This window comes from Bradyrhizobium sp. USDA 4474 (genome assembly GCF_054057515.1).
This window is the reverse complement of sequence record NZ_JBSRZJ010000002.1, coordinates 6,075,319-6,092,471: the sequence shown is the minus strand read 5'-3', so window position 1 is coordinate 6,092,471 and position 17,153 is coordinate 6,075,319. Positions and strand designations below refer to the sequence as shown.

Sequence of the window (17,153 nt, the reverse complement as noted above, 5' to 3'; positions counted from 1 at the left end):
GCGCGAGCTCACTTCCGATATTGCTCGTCGCTGACCTTTTCCATCCAGTCGACGTTCTTGCCATCAAGGGATTCCTGGATCGCGATGTGCGTCATCGCCCTCGTCGCGCAGGCGCCGTGCCAGTGCTTCAGCCCTGGCGGAAACCAGACCACATCGCCGGGACGGACCTCCTCGACCGCGCCGCCCGCGCGTTGCACCCAGCCGAGCCCGGCCGTGATGACCAGCGTCTGCCCGAGCGGATGCGTGTGCCAGGCCGTACGCGCGCCGGGCTCGAACGTGACCTCGCCCGCACCGACGCGCGCGGGATCCGGGGCCTGGAATAGCGGGTCGATCCGAACGGTGCCCGTAAACCAGTCCGGCGGGCCCTTCTGCGAGGGCCGGGCGCCGTTTCTCTTGATATCGATATCCATGCTACCCCCCTTTGAACGACCAACGACTGCGCCTCCAACGGCCATCATCGATCAACACGGCTGCGTTGCCGCAGATCAGCACGCCTCTGCGGGTGATCACCGCCGCTTTTCGATCACGTCCCTGACCACAGGAGCGGCAGAGAATGCGTTGGGCCAGCCAGCATAGAAGGCGAGGTGGCCCAGCAGCTCGCCGGCTTGCTCGCGGGTCAATCCGTTATCCATCGCCCGGTTCAAATGGTAGGTGATCTGGGCGACCTGCCCCGTCGCGACGAGCGCGCTGACCGTGACGAGGCTTCGGTCCCGCGGCACAAGCCCCGGTCGCAGCCAGAGATCGCGGAACAGGACATCGGCCGTGTATTGAACGAGACTCGGCGTGATGTCGCCGAATTGCTCCCCGACGCGGCTGGCGCGCTGGTTCTCCGCGGCCTCATCGAGCGGAAGCCGGGGCCCGGACGCCGGCGGAAGTTGATCCGCGCCGATGTGGCGTGTGGCAAAGACGTCCCTCGCCGCCGGAATAGCCTCCATCGCGTTCGCCCAGCCGGTGTAGAACGCCAGATGCGTGATGATCTCGGAGATCTCGGCGGGCGTCACGCCGTTGTCGAGCGCGGCACCGAGATAGAATGGCAGCTCTGCCCTCTGGTCGCGCGCGATCAGCGCCGCGAGCGTCACGATGCTGCGGTCGCGCGGCGAAAGGCCGGACCGCTTCCAGAGTTCACCGAGAACGAAATCATGTGCATATTTTTCAAGCGCGGGCGCCACGGCGCGGATGTCTTCCGACTTCAACATGGAATTTTCTCCTCCGACATTTCTCTTGCTCAGCGTCGCCCGGGCTGCCGGCAGCCAGCCAGACCGACAACAATGCAGTTATGAACGCTCTCATTGCGGACGTCCTTCCATCCTGAACGGATGTGCCGACAGCCACCCCGCCACCAGCGCGGCGCAGAGCACGGTGACCGCGCTGGCGAGAAACAGGACGTTCAGCCTCGCGCTTGTCGCGATCAATCCAAGCGCCGGGCTGGCGAGCCCCTGGGCGAGATCGAGAAAGGCGGTGTAGGCGCCCATGGCGAGGCCCCGGCTCTGTGCCGGAACGCGGTGCACCGCCTCGACACCGAAGCCTGGGTAGACCAGTGAGAAGCCGAAGCCGGTGAGCGCGGCGCCCGCCAGCGCCATTTCAGGTCGGACAGCCACCCAGATGAGAGCTTGTCCGGCGGCTTCGACCAAAGCGCACACAAGCGCGACCCTAGCGCCGCCGATCCGATCGGCCAGATGACTGAAAAATACCCGCGCCAGGATGAAGGCGACCGCATAGGCGGTGTAGGCAAGCCATCCGTTGGCCCATCCCCGGCTCGCGAACAGCAGCGCGACGAACGTCGTCACCGCGCCAAAGCCGACGCTGCCGAGAGCGCAGCCGAGGCCCGGCACCCACACCGAGCCGAGCACCTTGGCGAATGAAGAACGCGCCTGCTGCATCGGAGCGGCAGCTGGAAGCGGCACGACAAGCAACAGAGCAAGGAGCGGCGCGATCGCGGTGGCAACCGCGATCGCGGAAAAGCCGTAGGCGGCGTAGAGCGCCGAGCCCGCCGGCGCGCCGATCGCGAACGCGGCGAACATGGCCGAGCCGACCCAGGCTATGACCTTGCCGGTATTGCCCGTATCGACCCTTGCAAGTCCCCAGCTGACCGCCGCCGTGATGATGAAGCTTTCCGCCGCACCCAGCACACCACGCCCGAGCAGCAGAATCGCAACGGAGGTCAGCGGCGCCCCGGTGAACTCGAGCGACAGCAAGTACAGCAGCCCCGAAGCCGCAGCCGCAATGAGGCCCGCGATCACACCGCGCTTCGCACCCCGGCGATCGGAGAAATGACCGGCCCAAGGCCGCGAGACAAGGGACGCCGCGAACTGGCTGCCGGCGACCAGACCGACCACGAACGTGCCAAGCCCCAATCCGTCATGGACGTGAACGGGCAGCACGGGCATCGCGACGCCGATGACGAGGAAGGCGGCGAACACCACCGCCATGATCGGCAGCAACGTCACGGTGACGCGAGACGACGCGACGGGCTGGATGGCCGTGATTGACATGCCGATTCAGAGCTCCTGATGACCGCTCCGAACCTAAGACTTCCGCGCACCCGTGATTAGGTGATAGATTTCGCATGTAGTCATTAGGACAGCTAATCAATGCACCGGGACGACGCGAGCGATCTACTCGCCTTCCTCGCCGTGGCACGGGAACACAGCTTCACGCGGGCGGCAGCGAAGCTCGGCATGACACAATCCGCGCTCAGCCAGATCATCCGCAATCTCGAGGAGCGGCTGGGCGTGCGCCTCCTGAACAGAACGACGCGAAGCGTGACGCCGACCCAGGCCGGTGAGCGGCTATTCCAGAGCATCGGCCCCAAGTTCAACGAGATGGATCGGGATCTCGCCGCGCTCGGCGAATTCCGCGAGAAGCCGGCCGGAACTGTCAGGCTGACGGCCACGGAATATGCCGCGCGCGAGATCCTGTTGCCGGCGCTCGGGAAGGTTTTGCCGAAATACCCTGACATTCATGTCGAGATCATCGTCGACTACGGGCTCGCCAACATCGTCGCGCAGCAGGTCGATGCCGGCATCCGTCCGGGTGAGCTTGTCGCCAAGGACATGATCGCGGTCCGCGTCAGTCCCGACCTGCGCATGGCGGTCGTCGGCTCGCCATCCTATTTTGCGGCGCGCAAGAAGCCCAAAATTCCCCAGGACCTGACCCAGCACAACTGCCTCAACCTTCGCCTGCCTACCCACGGCGGCAGCCTTTATGCGTGGGAGTTCGAAAAGAATGGCCGTGAGCTCAACGTGCGCGTGGAAGGGCAACTCGTGTTCAACAGCGCGGGCCTGCTGCTGGACGGCGCGCTGAAGGGGCTCGGCCTTGCCTATCTCACCGAGGGAAACGTGCAGCCTTACCTGTCCCGCGGACAGCTGGTTCGCGTGCTCTCCGATTGGTGCCCGCCGTTCTCCGGATATCACCTTTACTATCCGAGCCGCCGCCAGCCCTCGCCGGCCTTCTCGCTGCTTGTCGATGCGCTTCGATACCGACGGAGATAGCGACCCATTTCCGTCAACTTTGACGGCCATGCGAGGCCTGATATTCTGCTGCCAATCGTTGGACCGGAACTGCTCGAAGGATGCGGATGAGACGCGTGGCGCTCCTGGCTCTTAGCCTCATGGTGGTTGGCGTGGGGTCCCAGGACCGCGCGCGAGGACAGAGTTCGACCGCGCCGCCCGTTTCGCTGGCGGCGCCCAATGCACCGCCGCATGCGAGCGCCAAAAACGCCAAGCTGGCCGCGTCCGGCAAAGAGCCTTCGCCAGCTGTGACCGGCGGGCTGGCGGCATTGCCAAATCCGGCCGCCGACTATGACGGTTTCAACGCCGGTACCGACGAAAATGACGCACCGAGCCGGCTGACGCCTCCTGCGAGGCCGCGCGCAGCAAGAGACACCGGCCTCGACGCGCAGACGCTGGTCGATCAGGAAGACGAGGCGTTGAAGCGCAAGCTGACGATTTGCAAGAACTGCAAATAGCGGGCCGGCGGCTCGCTGCATAGCTGGCGGTCACTTGCTCACGCTTTACCCTTCCCCTATTTCCTGATCCTCTCTTCCCAACAGCCGGACCAACCGGCCACATCAGGAGAGAGACGCCATGAAGCTCGGCACCGCCATTGCGGAAATCATGCGGCGAGAGGGGATCGAGATCCTCTGTGGTTACCCCGTCAATCATCTGATCGAGCACGCGGCAAAGGCCGAGATCAGGCCCGTGATGGTGCGGCAGGAGCGCGTCGGATTGCACATGGCGGATGCGATCTCACGCGTGACCTCGGGGCGCACGATCGGTGCGTTCTGCATGCAGCACGGCCCTGGCGCGGAGAACGCGATGGGCGGCGTCGCGCAATGCTTTGGCGAATCCGTGCCCGTGCTGGTGCTGCCGATGGGCTATCAGCGCCGGCTCGCGCATATCGAGCCGAACTTCAATTCCAGCGAAGCGATGAGGCCGTTCTCGAAATCGTCCGAGCCGATCATCCTGGCGGCGGAGGTCGCCAGCATCTTTCGACGCGCCTTCACCAAGTTGAAGAACGGCCGTGGCGGTCCTGTGATCGTCGAAATCCCTGCCGACATGTGGAACGAGGAGGTGCCGGAACCGCTGAACTACACGCCGGTGCTGCGCACGCGCTACGGTGCCGACCCCGTCCATGTGACAGAAGCCGCGCACCTGCTCATCAACGCCGAGCGCCCCGTGATCTATGCCGGCCAGGGCGTGCATTACGCGCAGGCGTGGCCGCAGCTGAAGCGACTTGCGGAGCGGCTCGCCATCCCCGTCACCACCAGCCTCGGCGGCAAATCATCGTTTCCAGAGACGCATCCGCTCTCGCTCGGCTCGGGGGGCCTTGCGGTGCCCCGCGCGGTGCCGAAGTTCCTCACTGAAGCCGATGTCATCTTCGGCATCGGCTGCTCCTTCACCGAGACCAGCTTCGGCATCGCGATGCCGAAGGGCAAGACCATCATCCACTCCACGCTCGATCCGAATCATCTCAACAAGGATGTGGAAGCGAAGATCGGTCTCGTCGGCGACGCCGGTCTCGTGCTCGATGCGCTGCTGAAGGAGATCAGCAAGACCGTGACCGCCGATCGCGATGCTTCGGCGATCGCGGCCGAGATCGCGGCCTCGCACAAGGAGTGGCTGGCGAAGTGGATGCCGAAACTCACCAGCAACGATGCACCGCTCAACCCCTATCGCGTCCTCTGGGACTTGCAACACACCGTCGACGTCGAGAACACCATCATCACCCATGATGCCGGCAGCCCGCGCGACCAGCTCTCGCCGTTCTGGAAAGCGGTCACACCCCTCTCCTATCTCGGGTGGGGCAAGACGACGCAGCTTGGCTACGGCCTTGGCCTCGCGATGGGCGCAAAACTGGCCAAGCCCGACAAGCTCTGCATCAATGTCTGGGGCGATGCGGCGATCGGCTTCACCGGCATGGATTTCGAGACCGCGGTGCGCGAGCGCATCCCGATCATGTCGATCCTGCTCAACAATTTTTCCATGGCGATCGAATTGAAAGTGATGCCGATCTCGACCGAAAAGTACCGCTCGACCGACATTTCCGGCGACTACGCCGCGATGGCGCGCGCCTTCGGCGGCCATGGCGAGCGGGTGACAAACCCGGAGGACATCATCCCCGCGATCAAGCGCGGCATCCAGAAAACGAGGGAAGGCGTGCCGGTGCTGCTGGAGTTCATCACCAGCAAGGAGACCGAGGTGTCGCGGCCGGGCACCTGAACCAGCCGCAGTGCCGCAGGCGCTGGCACGCGCCGCAGGAGATGTGATAATCCGGCCCCGTGCCGCGCCTGCCGCGGCATTCAGCCGGAATGCGAATGACCTCCCCTTCCAACGATGCTGCCGGGATCGACGAGCTCAAGCGGCAATTGCTGTCGGCCGCAGCCGAGAACGCGCGGCTGCGCGATCGCCAGAGTGCCACCGCCGAGATATTGCGCACCATCGCGGCCTCCCCGTCGGACGCGCGGCCCGTATTCGCGGCGATCGCGTCGAGCTCAAAGCGCCTGCTCGGCGGCTTCTCCGCGACCGTGCTCCAATTCATCGGCGACGAGCTGCATCTGGTGGCGTTCACGCCGACCAGCCCGGAAGGCGACGAAGGGTTGAAGGCGTCGTTCCCGCGCCGGATCGAGGATTTTCCAACCTTCGCACTGGTCCGCGGCGGCGAAACGATCCAGTTTCCGGACAGCGAGGCCGCTGACGTCCCCGAGCTGAACCGTGACCTGGCGCGACTGCGCGGCTTTCGCAGCGTGCTGTTCATGCCGCTGATGAACCGCGGCACGGCGGTCGGCATGATCAGCGTCACACGTGCCGTAACAGGCGCATTCGCGCCCGATCAGGTGCAGTTGTTGCAGACCTTTGCCGACCAGGCCGTGATCGCGATCGAGAATGCGCGCCTGTTCAACGCGACGCGCGAGACGCTCGAGCGCCAGACCGCGACGGCCGACATCCTGAAGGTGATGGCGGCTTCACCATCCGACGTGCAGCCGGTGTTCGATGCCATCGCGGCCAATGCCAACAGGCTGATCGACGGCTTCTCCACCGCCGTGCTGCGCTACATCGATGGCGCAGCGCACCTGGCGGCGTTCACGCCCGTCGATCCCGAGGGCGACCGTGTGCTGCAGGCCTCGTTCCCGGTGCCGTTCGCGCAGTTTCCCGCCTACGAGCTCACGGCCAACGGTGACTCGGCGCAAGTACCCGACACCGAGCTCGAACCGGCCACCCGCGACATCGCGCGCGCCCGTGGCTTTCGCAGCATGCTGTTCACGCCGCTGATGAGCGAAGGTGAAGCCAGAGGCGTCATCATCGCGACGCGGCGCACGACCGGCGCATTCCCCGAGCATCATGTACGGCTGCTGCAGACCTTTGCCGACCAGGCGGTGATCGCGGTCAAGAATGTCAGCCTGTTCAACGCCACCAGGGAGGCACTGGAACGGCAGACCGCGACCGCCGACATCCTCAAGGTGATTGCCGCCTCGCCGGCCGACGTCACGCCGGTGTTCCAGGCGATCTCGGACAGCGCCAAGGCGCTGGTCGGCGGACATTCCTCCACCGTCACCCGCGTCATCGGCGGCATGCTGCATCTGGCGGCCTTCACCACCGACAACGAAGCGGGCAATGCGGAGCTGCTGAGCACGTTCCCGGCGCCGCTGGCCTCGTCAGGCATTCACAGCCGCGTCGCAACCAGCGGTGAGTACGCCTTCCGCAGCGACATGCAGAACGAGCCAGACCTGACCGAGGCCATGCGGGAGCTGGCGCGGACCCGCGGCTACCGCAGCATCCTCGTCGTCCCGATGCTGCGCGACGGCGTTGCGATCGGCACCATCGGCGTGACGCGGCGCGAGGCCGGCTCTTTCCCTGACAAGGCGATCAGTCTGCTCAAGACCTTTGCCGACCAGGCCGTGATCGCGATCGAGAACACACGGCTGTTCAACGAAGTCCAGGACCGCACGCGGGAGCTTACCGAATCCCTGGAGCAACAGACCGCGACATCGGAGGTGCTCAGCGTCATCAGCCGGTCGAATGGCGATCTCAGGCCCGTGTTCGAGGCGATGCTCGGCAAGGCAATGCAGCTCTGCGGCGCCAGTTTCGGCGTGCTCAATACCTATGACGGCACGCAGTTCCACACAGCCGCCACTTACGGCTTGCCTCCCGCCTACGATGAATTCCGGCGCAAGGCGCCTCTCAACTATGGTCCGGCCACCGCACCGGCGCGCCTGTTGAGGGGCGAACCGTTCGTCGAAATGATCGACCTCCTGGAATCGGACGTCTATCGCAGCGGAGAGCCGAACCGGCGGGCGTTGGTCGATCTCGGCGGCGCGCGCAGCCTGCTCGCGGTGCCGTTGCTCCAGGACGAGCGCGTAGTGGGCAACGTCATGATCTTCCGGCAGGAGAACCGGCCCTTCTCCCGGAAGCAGATCACCTTGCTGAACCAGTTCGCGGCGCAAGCCGTGATCGCCATCGAGAACGCGCGACTGCTCGGCGAATTGCGTCAGCGCACCGAAAATCTGACCGAGTCGCTGCAACAGCAAACGGCGACAGCCGAGGTGCTCAAGGTTATCAGCCGCTCGGCGTTCGACCTGCAGGCCGTGCTCGATACGCTGGTCGAATCGGCGGCGCGACTATGCGAAGCCGATATGGCGGCGATTACCCGCAAGTCCGGCAGCAGCTATTTCCGGGCGGGCTCCTACGGCTTCCCAGCCGAATTCGTCGAATATGTAAGAGATCTCCCGGTCAGGCCGGACAGGCGCACCATCACGGGGCGGACTTTGCTCGGCGACAAGGTGGTCCATGTCACCGACGTGCTCGAAGACCCCGAGTACTTCTTTGAAGGCCAGGAATTGAGCGGCAATCCGCGTAGCTTCCTCGGTGTGCCCTTGCTGCGCGAAGGCAGCACGGTAGGTGCAATTGTTCTCGCACGTCGCGCAATCCGGCCGTTCAGCGAAAAGCAGATCGAGCTCGTTACCAGCTTCGCCGACCAGGCCGTCATCGCGATCGAGAATGTGCGCCTCTTCGACGAAGTGCAGGCCCGCACGCAGGAGCTCGCCAGATCGCTCGACGATCTGCGGGCGGCGCAGGACCGGCTGATCCAGACCGAGAAGCTGGCCTCACTCGGCCAGCTCACCGCCGGCATCGCACACGAGATCAAGAACCCGCTCAACTTCGTCAATAATTTCGCGGCGCTCTCCGCCGAGTTGACGGACGAGCTGAACGAGGTGCTTGCGCCCGTTCCGCTCGGCGACGATGTCCGCAACGATGTCGACGAGTTGACGGGGATGCTGAAGGACAATTTGCAAAAGGTCGTGCAGCACGGCAAGCGCGCCGATTCCATCGTCAAGAACATGCTGCTGCATTCGCGCGAAGGCAGTGGCGAACACCGGGCGGCCGACATCAACGCGCTGGTCGAGGAGAGCCTCGACCTTGCCTATCACGGTGCCCGTGCCGAGCAGCCGCATTTCGACGTCACGGTGAAGCGCGACCTCGATCCGGCAGCAGGCGTCGCCGAAGTGTTCCCGCAGGAGATCACGCGGGTGTTGCTGAACCTGGTCTCGAACGGGTTTTACGCACTGGCAAAACGCCGGGCCGAAGGCGATGCCGGCGCTTTCGAGCCGGTCGTGACCGCCACGACGCGCGACCGCGGCGACAGCATCGAGATCCGTATCCGCGACAACGGTACCGGCATTCCCGATGAGGTGAAGGCGAAGATGTTCAATCCCTTCTTCACCACCAAACCGGCCGGCGAAGGCACCGGTCTCGGGCTGTCGATGAGCCACGACATCGTGGTGAAGCAGCATGGCGGCGCCATCGAGGTCGCGACGGAGCCCGGCGTGTTCACGGAGTTTACGATTCGGCTGCCGCGGAAGAGTGGGTTTTCAGACAACAACAGGGGCTAGCGTTGTCGCCAGGAGCCTTCCAGAAACCGGTTTGGCTGATCCGGCGGCAAATGCAGTCGCTGTCCGGCGTCGGACTGGTGCTCGGCGCCCTGTTCTTCGCCGCCGCGCTGACGCCGACCCTGATCCCGCGGAGCTATCTCACGCAAGGCGCCCTCGCCGGCGCTTGTTTTGCGATCGGCTACCTCGCCGGAAATCTCTGGCGCTGGCTGTGGCACTATCTCGAACTGCCCGAGCCCTCGGCGCAGCTGAGATCCAGCGCAAATGCGCTGGTCGCGGCCGGCTGCGTGATCGTCGTCATCGTCTATCTATGGCGGGCCGCCGGATGGCAGAACTCGATCCGCGCCGTCATGAAGATGCCACCGGTCGAGACCGCCCATCCGCTCAAGATTTCTGCCATCGCCCTGATCACTTTCGTGGTGCTGCTGGCGCTGGGCCGGCTGTTCGTGCTCGCCTCGCGGTTCCTCACCGTCGGCGCGAAGCGCATCATTCCGCGCAAGGTCGCCAATGTCCTCGGCGTCGTGATGGCAGGCCTGCTGTTCTGGTCGATCGCCAACAATCTCCTGATCGGCATGGCGTTTCGCGCGCTCGATTCGTCCTTTCGCGAATTCGACGGCCTGTTCGAGCCCGAGCGGCCGCAACCGACCAGCCCCGGGAAGACGGGCAGCGCGGCATCGCTGGTGAAGTGGACGGAGCTCGGGCGCATGGGTCGCCGGTTCATTGCCTCCGGCCCGACCCGAGCCGAGATTAGCGCCGTTACCGGACAGAGTGCGCAGGAACCTGTCCGCGTCTATGTCGGCCTCGCCGGCGCCGGCACGGCGCAGGCGCGCGCGAGGCTTGCGCTCGACGAGCTCAAGCGGCAGCACGGTTTTGAGCGCTCGACCCTGATCGTCGTCACGCCGACCGGCACCGGCTGGATCGATCCGGCCGCGATGGATTCGGTGGAATATCTCCATCATGGAGACGTCGCGAGCGTCGCAGTCCAGTACTCCTATCTCAACAGCCCATTGTCACTGCTGTTTCAGCCCGAATACGGCGCGGAAGCGGCGCGGGCCCTGTTTGCAGAGATCTACGGCTACTGGACCACGCTACCCAGGGAGATGCGGCCGAAGCTGTATCTGCATGGGCTGAGTCTGGGCGCCCTCAACTCGGAAAAATCCGCAGAGCTGTTCGAGACGATCGGCGATCCCATTGCAGGCGCGCTTTGGAGCGGGCCGCCGTTCGCGAGCCGCATCTGGCGCTCGATCGTTGCGAACCGCAATCCGGGCTCGCTGGCGTGGCTGCCGGAGTTCCGCGACGGCCGCTTGGTCCGCTTCATGAACCAGAATGGGCCGCTAGTGCCCGCAAATGCGCCCTGGGGGCCGATGCGCGTGGTCTATCTGCAATATGCCAGCGACGCGATCACGTTCTTTGACTACGGCGACGCGTTCCAGGCGCCGGCCTGGATGTCGACGCCGCGCGGGCCCGACGTGTCGCCGGAATTGCGATGGTATCCGATCGTGACGATGCTGCAGCTCGCGCTCGACATGGCGGTCGCGAACGGCACACCGCTGGGCTATGGCCATGTCTATGCGCCCGAGCACTACGTCGATGCCTGGGTCGCTGTCACCGATGTCCATGACTGGTCCGCTGAGGCGCTGGCGCGGCTGAAGAGCCATCTTGCAGCGGAGGCGCGGAAAGGCGCCGCGGGCAATGCCGACGAAGACGCCTACTCCAACCGGGGCGGCTAGCGCCGCCTACTCCGCCATCTCGACGGCATGCGTCGTGGTGGGACCGGCCAGCGGCCGCTCCTCCATCATGATCAGGCAGAGCGAGGCTGTCGTCATCAGCGCGGTCGCGGCCGCGAAGACGTAGCGGAAGGCACGGCGCATGTCTTCAGTGGGGATCGCAGGGATGCTGCCGGCGGCGTGATGCTCGCCGGCCAGCGGAATGTCGGCGCCGAGCGCAATCAGCAGGATTGCGGCGAACGCTGCGACCGTGAACGAGGACATCAGCGAGCGGAAGAAGTTCATCGCGCCGGTGATGGTACCGACCTGCGGACGGGCCACCGAATTCTGCAGCGAGACCACGCAGACCGGGAAGGTCGTGCCGAGACCGAGCGCGAACGCGGCCATCAGCGTCAGCAATCCCCACAGCGGCAGCGTGGTGACGGTCAGGCCTAAGGCGCAGATGGCAGCCCAGGAGGTGCCGATGATGGCGACGCGCTTGTAGTGCTTGGCCCGCGCCATGGTGCGGCCCGCGATCGCCGCACCGCAGGTCGAGACCGCGGCAAGCGGAATCAGCGCAAGCCCCGCCTCGCTGGCGCTGAGGTGATAGACCGACTCGTAATAGAGCGGCAGCTGCACGGTGAGGCCGGTGATCGCGCCGAGGCCGCAGCCGCCGGCAGTCAGCGCGAACGGCGCGACCGATCCCGAGAGCAGCGGCAGGGGCAGGAACGGCTCGTCGGCCCGGCGCGCATGCCAGACGAAGGTGAGCGCCAGCGCGATTGCGCCGCCCACCATCGACAGCACGGTCGGCGAGAGCCAGGGATAGCGCGTGCCACCCCAGGTCAACACCAGCATGAAGACCACGGCAGAAGCCATCAGCAGCACGCCGCCGAGCCAGTCGACCTTGCGCTTGCGGTGGAACACCGGGATCTTCTTCATCTTCGGCAGCAACAACGCGAGCGCTGCGGCTGCAAGCGGCAAATTGATCCAGAAGATCATCGACCAGTGCAGATGCTCGGCGAACACGCCGCCGATGACGGGGCCGAGGATGCCGCCGACCATCCAGACGCTGGAGAAATAGGCTTGATACTGACCACGCTCGCGCGGGCTCACGACGTCGGAGATCACCGTCTGCACGACAGGCATGATGCCGCCGCCACCCAGTCCCTGCAGACCGCGTGCAAGAATCAGCATCGGCATGCTCGGCGCGACCGCGCACAGGATCGAGCCGGCGATGAACAGGCTCAACGAGACGATGATCATGGCCTTACGGCCGTAGATGTCGCTCAGCGTCCCGAACACCGGCGCGACGGCGGTCGAGGCGAGCAGATAGGCGGTGATGACCCAGGACAGGTTCGAGACATCCTGGAACTGGCGTCCGATGGTCGGCAGCGCCGTGGCGACGATGGTCTAGGTCGAGCGCAGCCAGGAACATCGTCAGCATCAGGCTGATGACGATGGTGCGGACTTCATCCGATGACAGCGTCGGAGGCGGCGAGTTGCGGACGCTCGTGACCTCCGCCGGAAGGCGGGTCAGTTCCTCCGCGATATCGTCGGGCAACGTCTGGATGTCGGCAGACTGGCTGCTCTGCCGTGTGAACTGGTTCATCTCGGGGCGTGTCAGATGGAGCGTATTGCGGCGCAAAGCCGCGAAAGAATCGGCCTATGACGGCAATCTAGACAGCAAAGTTCTTCTCGGGCAGGCACCACGGCGCATGGGTGCATCCCGCACCGCGGTCATCCCGAACAATTGATCTGCGAGAGCGGACGGATCAGTCCTTGGGGCGTCGCTTCAGGCGTGCCCGTTTCGGCAGCTGCCCGGGCCATTGCACCAGATAGTGCTCCAGTTCGTCGTCCGGGATCTCGACCTCGGTGCCGGCGACCCGGCCGCGCACGGAGACGCCGGCCTCGTGCACCGTATTGGGATCGCCCGAGATCAGCGGGTGCCACCAATAGAGATCGCGCCCTTCCGCGACCAGCTTGTAGCCGCAGCTCGGCGGCAGCCATTTCAGGTCCCGGACGCTCGCCGGCGTCATGACAACGCAGTCGGGAACATGGTCGAAGCGATTCGCGTAGTCCTTGCAGCCGGACGTGCAGGAATCGAGCATCTTGCAGCTGACATCGGTGAAATAGATCTCCCCGGTATCCTCGTCTTCGAGCTTGTTCAGGCAGCAGCGGCCGCAGCCGTCGCACAGGCTCTCCCATTCGGCCGTCGACATGTCCTCCATCTTCTTGGTTTTCCAGAAGAATCCATCCTGGTCTGAAGGTCGTTTGGGAGCTGCGGTCATGCGCCTATTACGGTTCGAAAGAGCTACGGTCGGGCCATCTAGGGCGCGTAGCCGCCAGGCTGCAAGGAACGTCCCCGAAAGGCCCGTAATGAACCGGGGTTCAATTAAGCCGTTTGTTCAAAATTGCGAGCCTGACCATTGGTTTATAGGCCCCGCTCGGCTAGAACAACAGCAAGTCCCCTCGGACGCGAAACGGGCGCCTTGGGTTTGCCGCAACAATCCCGCAAGACGTCTCGATGCCGCCCCGCCGGGTGCTTGAACGCTTTCACAGCGAGCCTCAAGGGTTCTAGGTGGTCCAGAACACACCATCCAACTGGAAGACTCGCATCAGGAACTTCTTCCTGGACCTCGATGCGCGTATCGACTCCTCGCTGTTCTCCTCGGCGAAGGGCATCCGCGAGCTCTACGAGCGCTACTCGACGTTCATGGACCGCTTCTATGTCGGTCGGTGGAAGCGCTGGGTCTTCATCGAGCCGCTGTCGGAAGCGGCGACCATCGGCCTCGGCGGCATGGTGCTCATGCTCATTCTCGCCATCCCCGCCTTCCGCGAGACGGCGGACGAGGACTGGCTGAAGAAGTCCGATCTCGCCGTGACCTTCCTCGACCGCTACGGCAACCCGATCGGCAGCCGCGGCATCAAGCACAACGACTCGATTCCGCTGGAAGATTTTCCCGACGTGCTGATCAAGGCGACGCTGGCGACCGAAGACCGCCGCTTCTATGAGCATTTCGGCATCGACATCGCCGGCACCGCGCGCGCGCTCGTCACCAACGCGCAAGCCGGCGGCGTGCGCCAGGGCGGCTCCTCGATCACCCAGCAGCTCGCCAAGAACCTGTTTCTCAGCAACGAGCGCACGATCGAGCGCAAGATCAACGAGGCCTTCCTGGCGGTCTGGCTGGAATGGCGCCTGACCAAGAACGAGATCCTCAAGCTCTATCTCGACCGAGCCTATATGGGCGGCGGCACCTTCGGCGTCGACGGCGCCGCGCATTTCTACTTCAACAAATCGGCGCGCGACGTGACGCTGGCCGAGGCCGCGATGCTCGCCGGCCTGTTCAAGGCGCCGACCAAATACGCGCCCCACATCAACCTGCCTGCCGCGCGCGCCCGCGCCAATGTCGTGCTCGACAATCTCGTCGATGCCGGCTTCATGACCGAGGGCCAGGTGTTCGGCGCCCGCCGCAACCCCGCCTTCGCGGTCGACCGCCGCGACGAGGCCTCGCCGAACTATTATCTCGACTACGCCTTCGACGAGATGCGCAAGCTCGTCGACACCTTCCCGAAATCCTACACCGAGCGCGTGTTCGTGGTTCGGCTGGCGATCGACACCAACGTGCAGAAGGCGGCGGAAGACGCGATCGAGAACCAGCTGCGCCAGTTCGGCCGCGACTATCACGCGACGCAGGCCGCGACCGTCGTGTCCGACCTCGACGGCGGTATCCGCGCCATGGTCGGCGGCCGCGACTACGGCGCCAGCCAGTTCAACCGCGCCGTCGACGCTTATCGCCAGCCCGGTTCGTCGTTCAAGCCTTACGTCTACACCACGGCGCTCCTCAACGGCTTCACGCCGAACTCGGTCGTGGTCGACGGGCCTGTCTGCATCGGCAATTGGTGCCCGCAGAATGTATGGCCATTCCTATTCCGGTGCGGTGACGCTGACGCAGGCGATCACGCGCTCGATCAACGTCGTGCCGGTGAAGCTGTCGATCGCGATCGGCCAGAAGGAACAACCCAAGGCGCCGAACCCGGCCAAGATCGGCCGGGCCAAGATCGTCGAGGTCGCGCGCCGTTTCGGCCTCAAGGCGCCGCTGCCCGATACGCCGTCGCTGCCGATCGGTTCGGACGAGGTCACCGTGCTCGAGCATGCGGTGGCCTATGCGACCTTCCCGAACCGCGGCAAGGCGGTGACGCCACATTCGATCCTCGAAGTACGGACCGGCGCAGGCGATCTGGTCTGGCGCTGGGACCGCGACGGCCCAAAGCCGAAGCAGGCGATTCCGCCTAATATCGCCGCCGACATGGCCGGCATGATGAGCCACGTCGTCAGCGAAGGCACCGCGCGCCGCGCCGCGCTGGACGGCATTCCGACCGCCGGCAAGACGGGCACGACGAATGCGTATCGTGACGCCTGGTTCGTCGGCTACACCGGCAACTTCACCTGTGCGGTCTGGTACGGCAATGACGACTATTCGCCGACCAACCGCATGACCGGCGGCTCGCTCCCGGCGCAGACCTGGCACGACATCATGGTCGCCGCGCATCAGGGCGTCGAGATCAGAGAAATTCCCGGTGTCGGCATGGGCCAGAAGCTGCCGCGCGAGCAGGTTGCCAACGCGCAGGCCAATGCGGCACCGAAGGTGCTGGAGACCAAGCCCGGCCCGCCGCCGGTGCTGACCAAGCGCGGCGCCGACGTCCTGGTGCGGGTCGAGAAGATGCTCGACGACGCCGCCAGGACCGCGACCAAATCGGCGGCCGACGACAGCGGCCCGGCCAAGCCCGCGTCGTCGACGAGCGCGCTCGCGTTCCCGCAGAATTATGCGGCGGAGGAGAACGCGAATTCATCCACCCCGCGCAAGAACTGATCTGATCCCGTGCGGCTGATCCTGATCATATTGACGGCCCTGCTGCTCGCGACCGTGGTCGGCGTTGGTGCAACCTGGATGACGACGACGCGCGGCACCGAGATCGGCGCGCTGACTATCGGCGCCTGGACCGCCCGCCCCCGCACCGGCACCGCCGACGTCGATCCCTATTCGCGCGCCACCATCGTGCGCAACGGCGAGCTGCCGATCGGCACCGGTGACGGCGTCGCGTTCACCGCAACCACCGATGACAACAAGAAGGCGCTCGACGGCCGCTGCGACGTCGTCGTCTCAGGCGTGACGCCGCCGGCGCGGTTCTGGACCCTGACGCTCTACGACCGCAAAGGCCATCTCGTCGCCAACTCGCTGCAACGCTACGGCTTCACCAGCCAGGAGATCGTGCGCCAGTCCGACGGCTCGTTCGAGATTCACATCGCCGCGCGCTCGCGCGCCGGCAACTGGCTGCCGACCGGCGGCATCGAGCGCTATGCGCTGATGTTCCGCCTCTACGACACCCCCGTCGGTGTCGCGACCCGCACCAAGCGCGACGCGCCGATGCCTGCCATCGCGACGGTGGGCTGCTCATGATCCGCCTCGCGTTCACCATCCTCGCCGGCGTGGTTCTGGGCCTCGTGGTCCATCTCGTCAGCGTGCTCGCCCTGCCGCGGATCGCGACGCAAGACGCCTATTCGCGGCTGACGCCGATGACCAAGCTCAATGGCGTGACGCAGCTGCCGCTCGCCGATCCGCAGACTTCGCCGATGCCGTTCATGGATCCCGCCTTTGCACTCGCGATCTGCCGCTACGATCTTTCGGGCGGCCCGATCAAGCTCACTGTCCCGGTGAGTCAGGCTTATACGTCGGTGTCGTTCTACACGCGCAACGAGATCGCCTATTACGCGATCAACGACCGCTCGGCCGGCAAGAAGGTGATCGAGCTCGACCTGATGACGGAAGCGCAGCACAACGAGCTGCCCGAAGACGAAGAGGTCACCGCGGCCGACCGTCTGATCATCGATTCCCCGACGACGACAGGCCTGATCCTGATGAAGGCGCTCGCCGCCGAGCCCGGCCTGATGCCGCAGGCCCAGGCAACGCTCGCCGCTGCCACTTGCGCGCCGCAGACCGAAGCGCCCGCGAAGGCCGAGACGCCGCGCGGCCGGCGCTGACGCGCGAGCAGTCGAGGCGGCC

11 protein-coding genes and 3 pseudogenes are annotated in these 17,153 nt (G+C 65.2%); 9 read left to right on the top strand and 5 right to left on the bottom strand.

Annotation, left to right across the window (positions count from 1 at the left end):
• Positions 1-8 precede the first annotated feature (8 nt).
• The 3 genes from ACVW16_RS30175 to ACVW16_RS30165 all read right to left on the bottom strand — a co-directional run bounded on the left by ACVW16_RS30175 (position 9) and on the right by ACVW16_RS30165 (position 2,492).
• Positions 9-404 (bottom strand): (R)-mandelonitrile lyase, encoded by a 396-nt coding sequence (locus ACVW16_RS30175; protein ID WP_456738137.1) that lies wholly within the window; start codon positions 402-404, stop codon positions 9-11.
• A gap of 102 nt (positions 405-506) precedes the next feature.
• Entirely contained in the window at positions 507-1,196 is a 690-nt protein-coding gene (locus ACVW16_RS30170; protein ID WP_456734571.1) for a carboxymuconolactone decarboxylase family protein, read from the bottom strand.
• A 90-nt stretch (positions 1,197-1,286) separates the two neighbouring features.
• Complete coding sequence (locus ACVW16_RS30165) at positions 1,287-2,492, bottom strand: arabinose transporter (RefSeq protein WP_456734570.1); 1,206 nt, start codon at positions 2,490-2,492, stop codon at positions 1,287-1,289.
• A gap of 99 nt (positions 2,493-2,591) precedes the next feature.
• Between ACVW16_RS30165 and ACVW16_RS30160 the strand changes: the two genes are divergently transcribed.
• From ACVW16_RS30160 to ACVW16_RS30140, 5 genes and pseudogenes are all read left to right on the top strand, one after another.
• Positions 2,592-3,491 carry a LysR family transcriptional regulator gene (locus tag ACVW16_RS30160; protein ID WP_456734569.1) on the top strand — a complete coding sequence of 300 codons (900 nt, stop codon included), beginning with the start codon at positions 2,592-2,594 and terminating at the stop codon, positions 3,489-3,491.
• A 131-nt stretch (positions 3,492-3,622) separates the two neighbouring features.
• The gene (locus tag ACVW16_RS30155) at positions 3,623-3,967 is read left to right on the top strand and encodes a hypothetical protein (RefSeq protein ID WP_456734568.1); all 345 of its coding nucleotides are present in this window, start codon (positions 3,623-3,625) and stop codon (positions 3,965-3,967) included.
• A 106-nt stretch (positions 3,968-4,073) separates the two neighbouring features.
• Positions 4,074-5,720 (top strand): annotated as a pseudogene (locus tag ACVW16_RS30150) (thiamine pyrophosphate-requiring protein); the annotation flags it as partial.
• Positions 5,721-5,815: 95 nt separating this feature from the next.
• Positions 5,816-9,388 (top strand): GAF domain-containing protein, encoded by a 3,573-nt coding sequence (locus tag ACVW16_RS30145; RefSeq protein WP_456738495.1) that lies wholly within the window; start codon positions 5,816-5,818, stop codon positions 9,386-9,388.
• A 50-nt stretch (positions 9,389-9,438) separates the two neighbouring features.
• On the top strand, positions 9,439-11,115 hold the full coding sequence (locus tag ACVW16_RS30140; protein ID WP_456734566.1) for an alpha/beta hydrolase: 1,677 nt from the start codon (positions 9,439-9,441) through the stop codon (positions 11,113-11,115).
• A 6-nt stretch (positions 11,116-11,121) separates the two neighbouring features.
• On the opposite strand, the pseudogene ACVW16_RS30135 reads toward ACVW16_RS30140, so the two are convergent.
• A pseudogene (locus ACVW16_RS30135) lies at positions 11,122-12,652 on the bottom strand (MDR family MFS transporter).
• On the opposite strand from ACVW16_RS30135, the gene ACVW16_RS30130 reads away from it, so the two are divergent.
• On the top strand, positions 12,543-12,845 hold the full coding sequence (locus ACVW16_RS30130; protein WP_456802639.1) for a hypothetical protein: 303 nt from the start codon (positions 12,543-12,545) through the stop codon (positions 12,843-12,845). The pseudogene ACVW16_RS30135 and the gene ACVW16_RS30130 overlap by 110 nt on opposite strands.
• A gap of 18 nt (positions 12,846-12,863) precedes the next feature.
• Here the strand turns inward: ACVW16_RS30130 and ACVW16_RS30125 are convergent, their stop codons facing one another.
• Positions 12,864-13,379 carry a YcgN family cysteine cluster protein gene (locus ACVW16_RS30125; protein ID WP_456702635.1) on the bottom strand — a complete coding sequence of 172 codons (516 nt, stop codon included), beginning with the start codon at positions 13,377-13,379 and terminating at the stop codon, positions 12,864-12,866.
• A gap of 290 nt (positions 13,380-13,669) precedes the next feature.
• Between ACVW16_RS30125 and ACVW16_RS30120 the strand changes: the two are divergent.
• The 3 genes and pseudogenes from ACVW16_RS30120 (at position 13,670) to ACVW16_RS30110 (ending at position 17,131) form a co-directional block, all read left to right on the top strand.
• Positions 13,670-15,962: pseudogene (locus ACVW16_RS30120) on the top strand (transglycosylase domain-containing protein).
• Between the two features lie 9 nt (positions 15,963-15,971).
• Positions 15,972-16,550, top strand: coding sequence for a DUF1214 domain-containing protein (locus tag ACVW16_RS30115; RefSeq protein ID WP_456702633.1), 579 nt, complete (start codon positions 15,972-15,974; stop codon positions 16,548-16,550).
• The gene (locus ACVW16_RS30110; protein ID WP_456702632.1) at positions 16,547-17,131 is read left to right on the top strand and encodes a DUF1254 domain-containing protein; all 585 of its coding nucleotides are present in this window, start codon (positions 16,547-16,549) and stop codon (positions 17,129-17,131) included. Before ACVW16_RS30115 ends, ACVW16_RS30110 begins: the two co-directional genes overlap by 4 nt.
• Positions 17,132-17,153: the final 22 nt, after the last annotated feature.

Bases quoted from the DNA above. Each gene is read 5' to 3' on its own strand.
- ACVW16_RS30160 (WP_456734569.1), top strand. From the start codon at position 2,592: ATGCACCGGGACGACGCGAGCGATCTACTCGCCTTCCTCGCCGTGGCA.
- ACVW16_RS30130 (WP_456802639.1), top strand. From the start codon at position 12,543: ATGACGATGGTGCGGACTTCATCCGATGACAGCGTCGGAGGCGGCGAG.
- ACVW16_RS30110 (WP_456702632.1), top strand. From the start codon at position 16,547: ATGATCCGCCTCGCGTTCACCATCCTCGCCGGCGTGGTTCTGGGCCTC.
- ACVW16_RS30165 (WP_456734570.1), bottom strand. From the start codon at position 2,492: ATGTCAATCACGGCCATCCAGCCCGTCGCGTCGTCTCGCGTCACCGTG.
- ACVW16_RS30125 (WP_456702635.1), bottom strand. From the start codon at position 13,379: ATGACCGCAGCTCCCAAACGACCTTCAGACCAGGATGGATTCTTCTGG.
- ACVW16_RS30140 (WP_456734566.1), top strand. From the start codon at position 9,439: ATGCAGTCGCTGTCCGGCGTCGGACTGGTGCTCGGCGCCCTGTTCTTC.
- ACVW16_RS30170 (WP_456734571.1), bottom strand. From the start codon at position 1,196: ATGTTGAAGTCGGAAGACATCCGCGCCGTGGCGCCCGCGCTTGAAAAA.
- ACVW16_RS30145 (WP_456738495.1), top strand. From the start codon at position 5,816: ATGACCTCCCCTTCCAACGATGCTGCCGGGATCGACGAGCTCAAGCGG.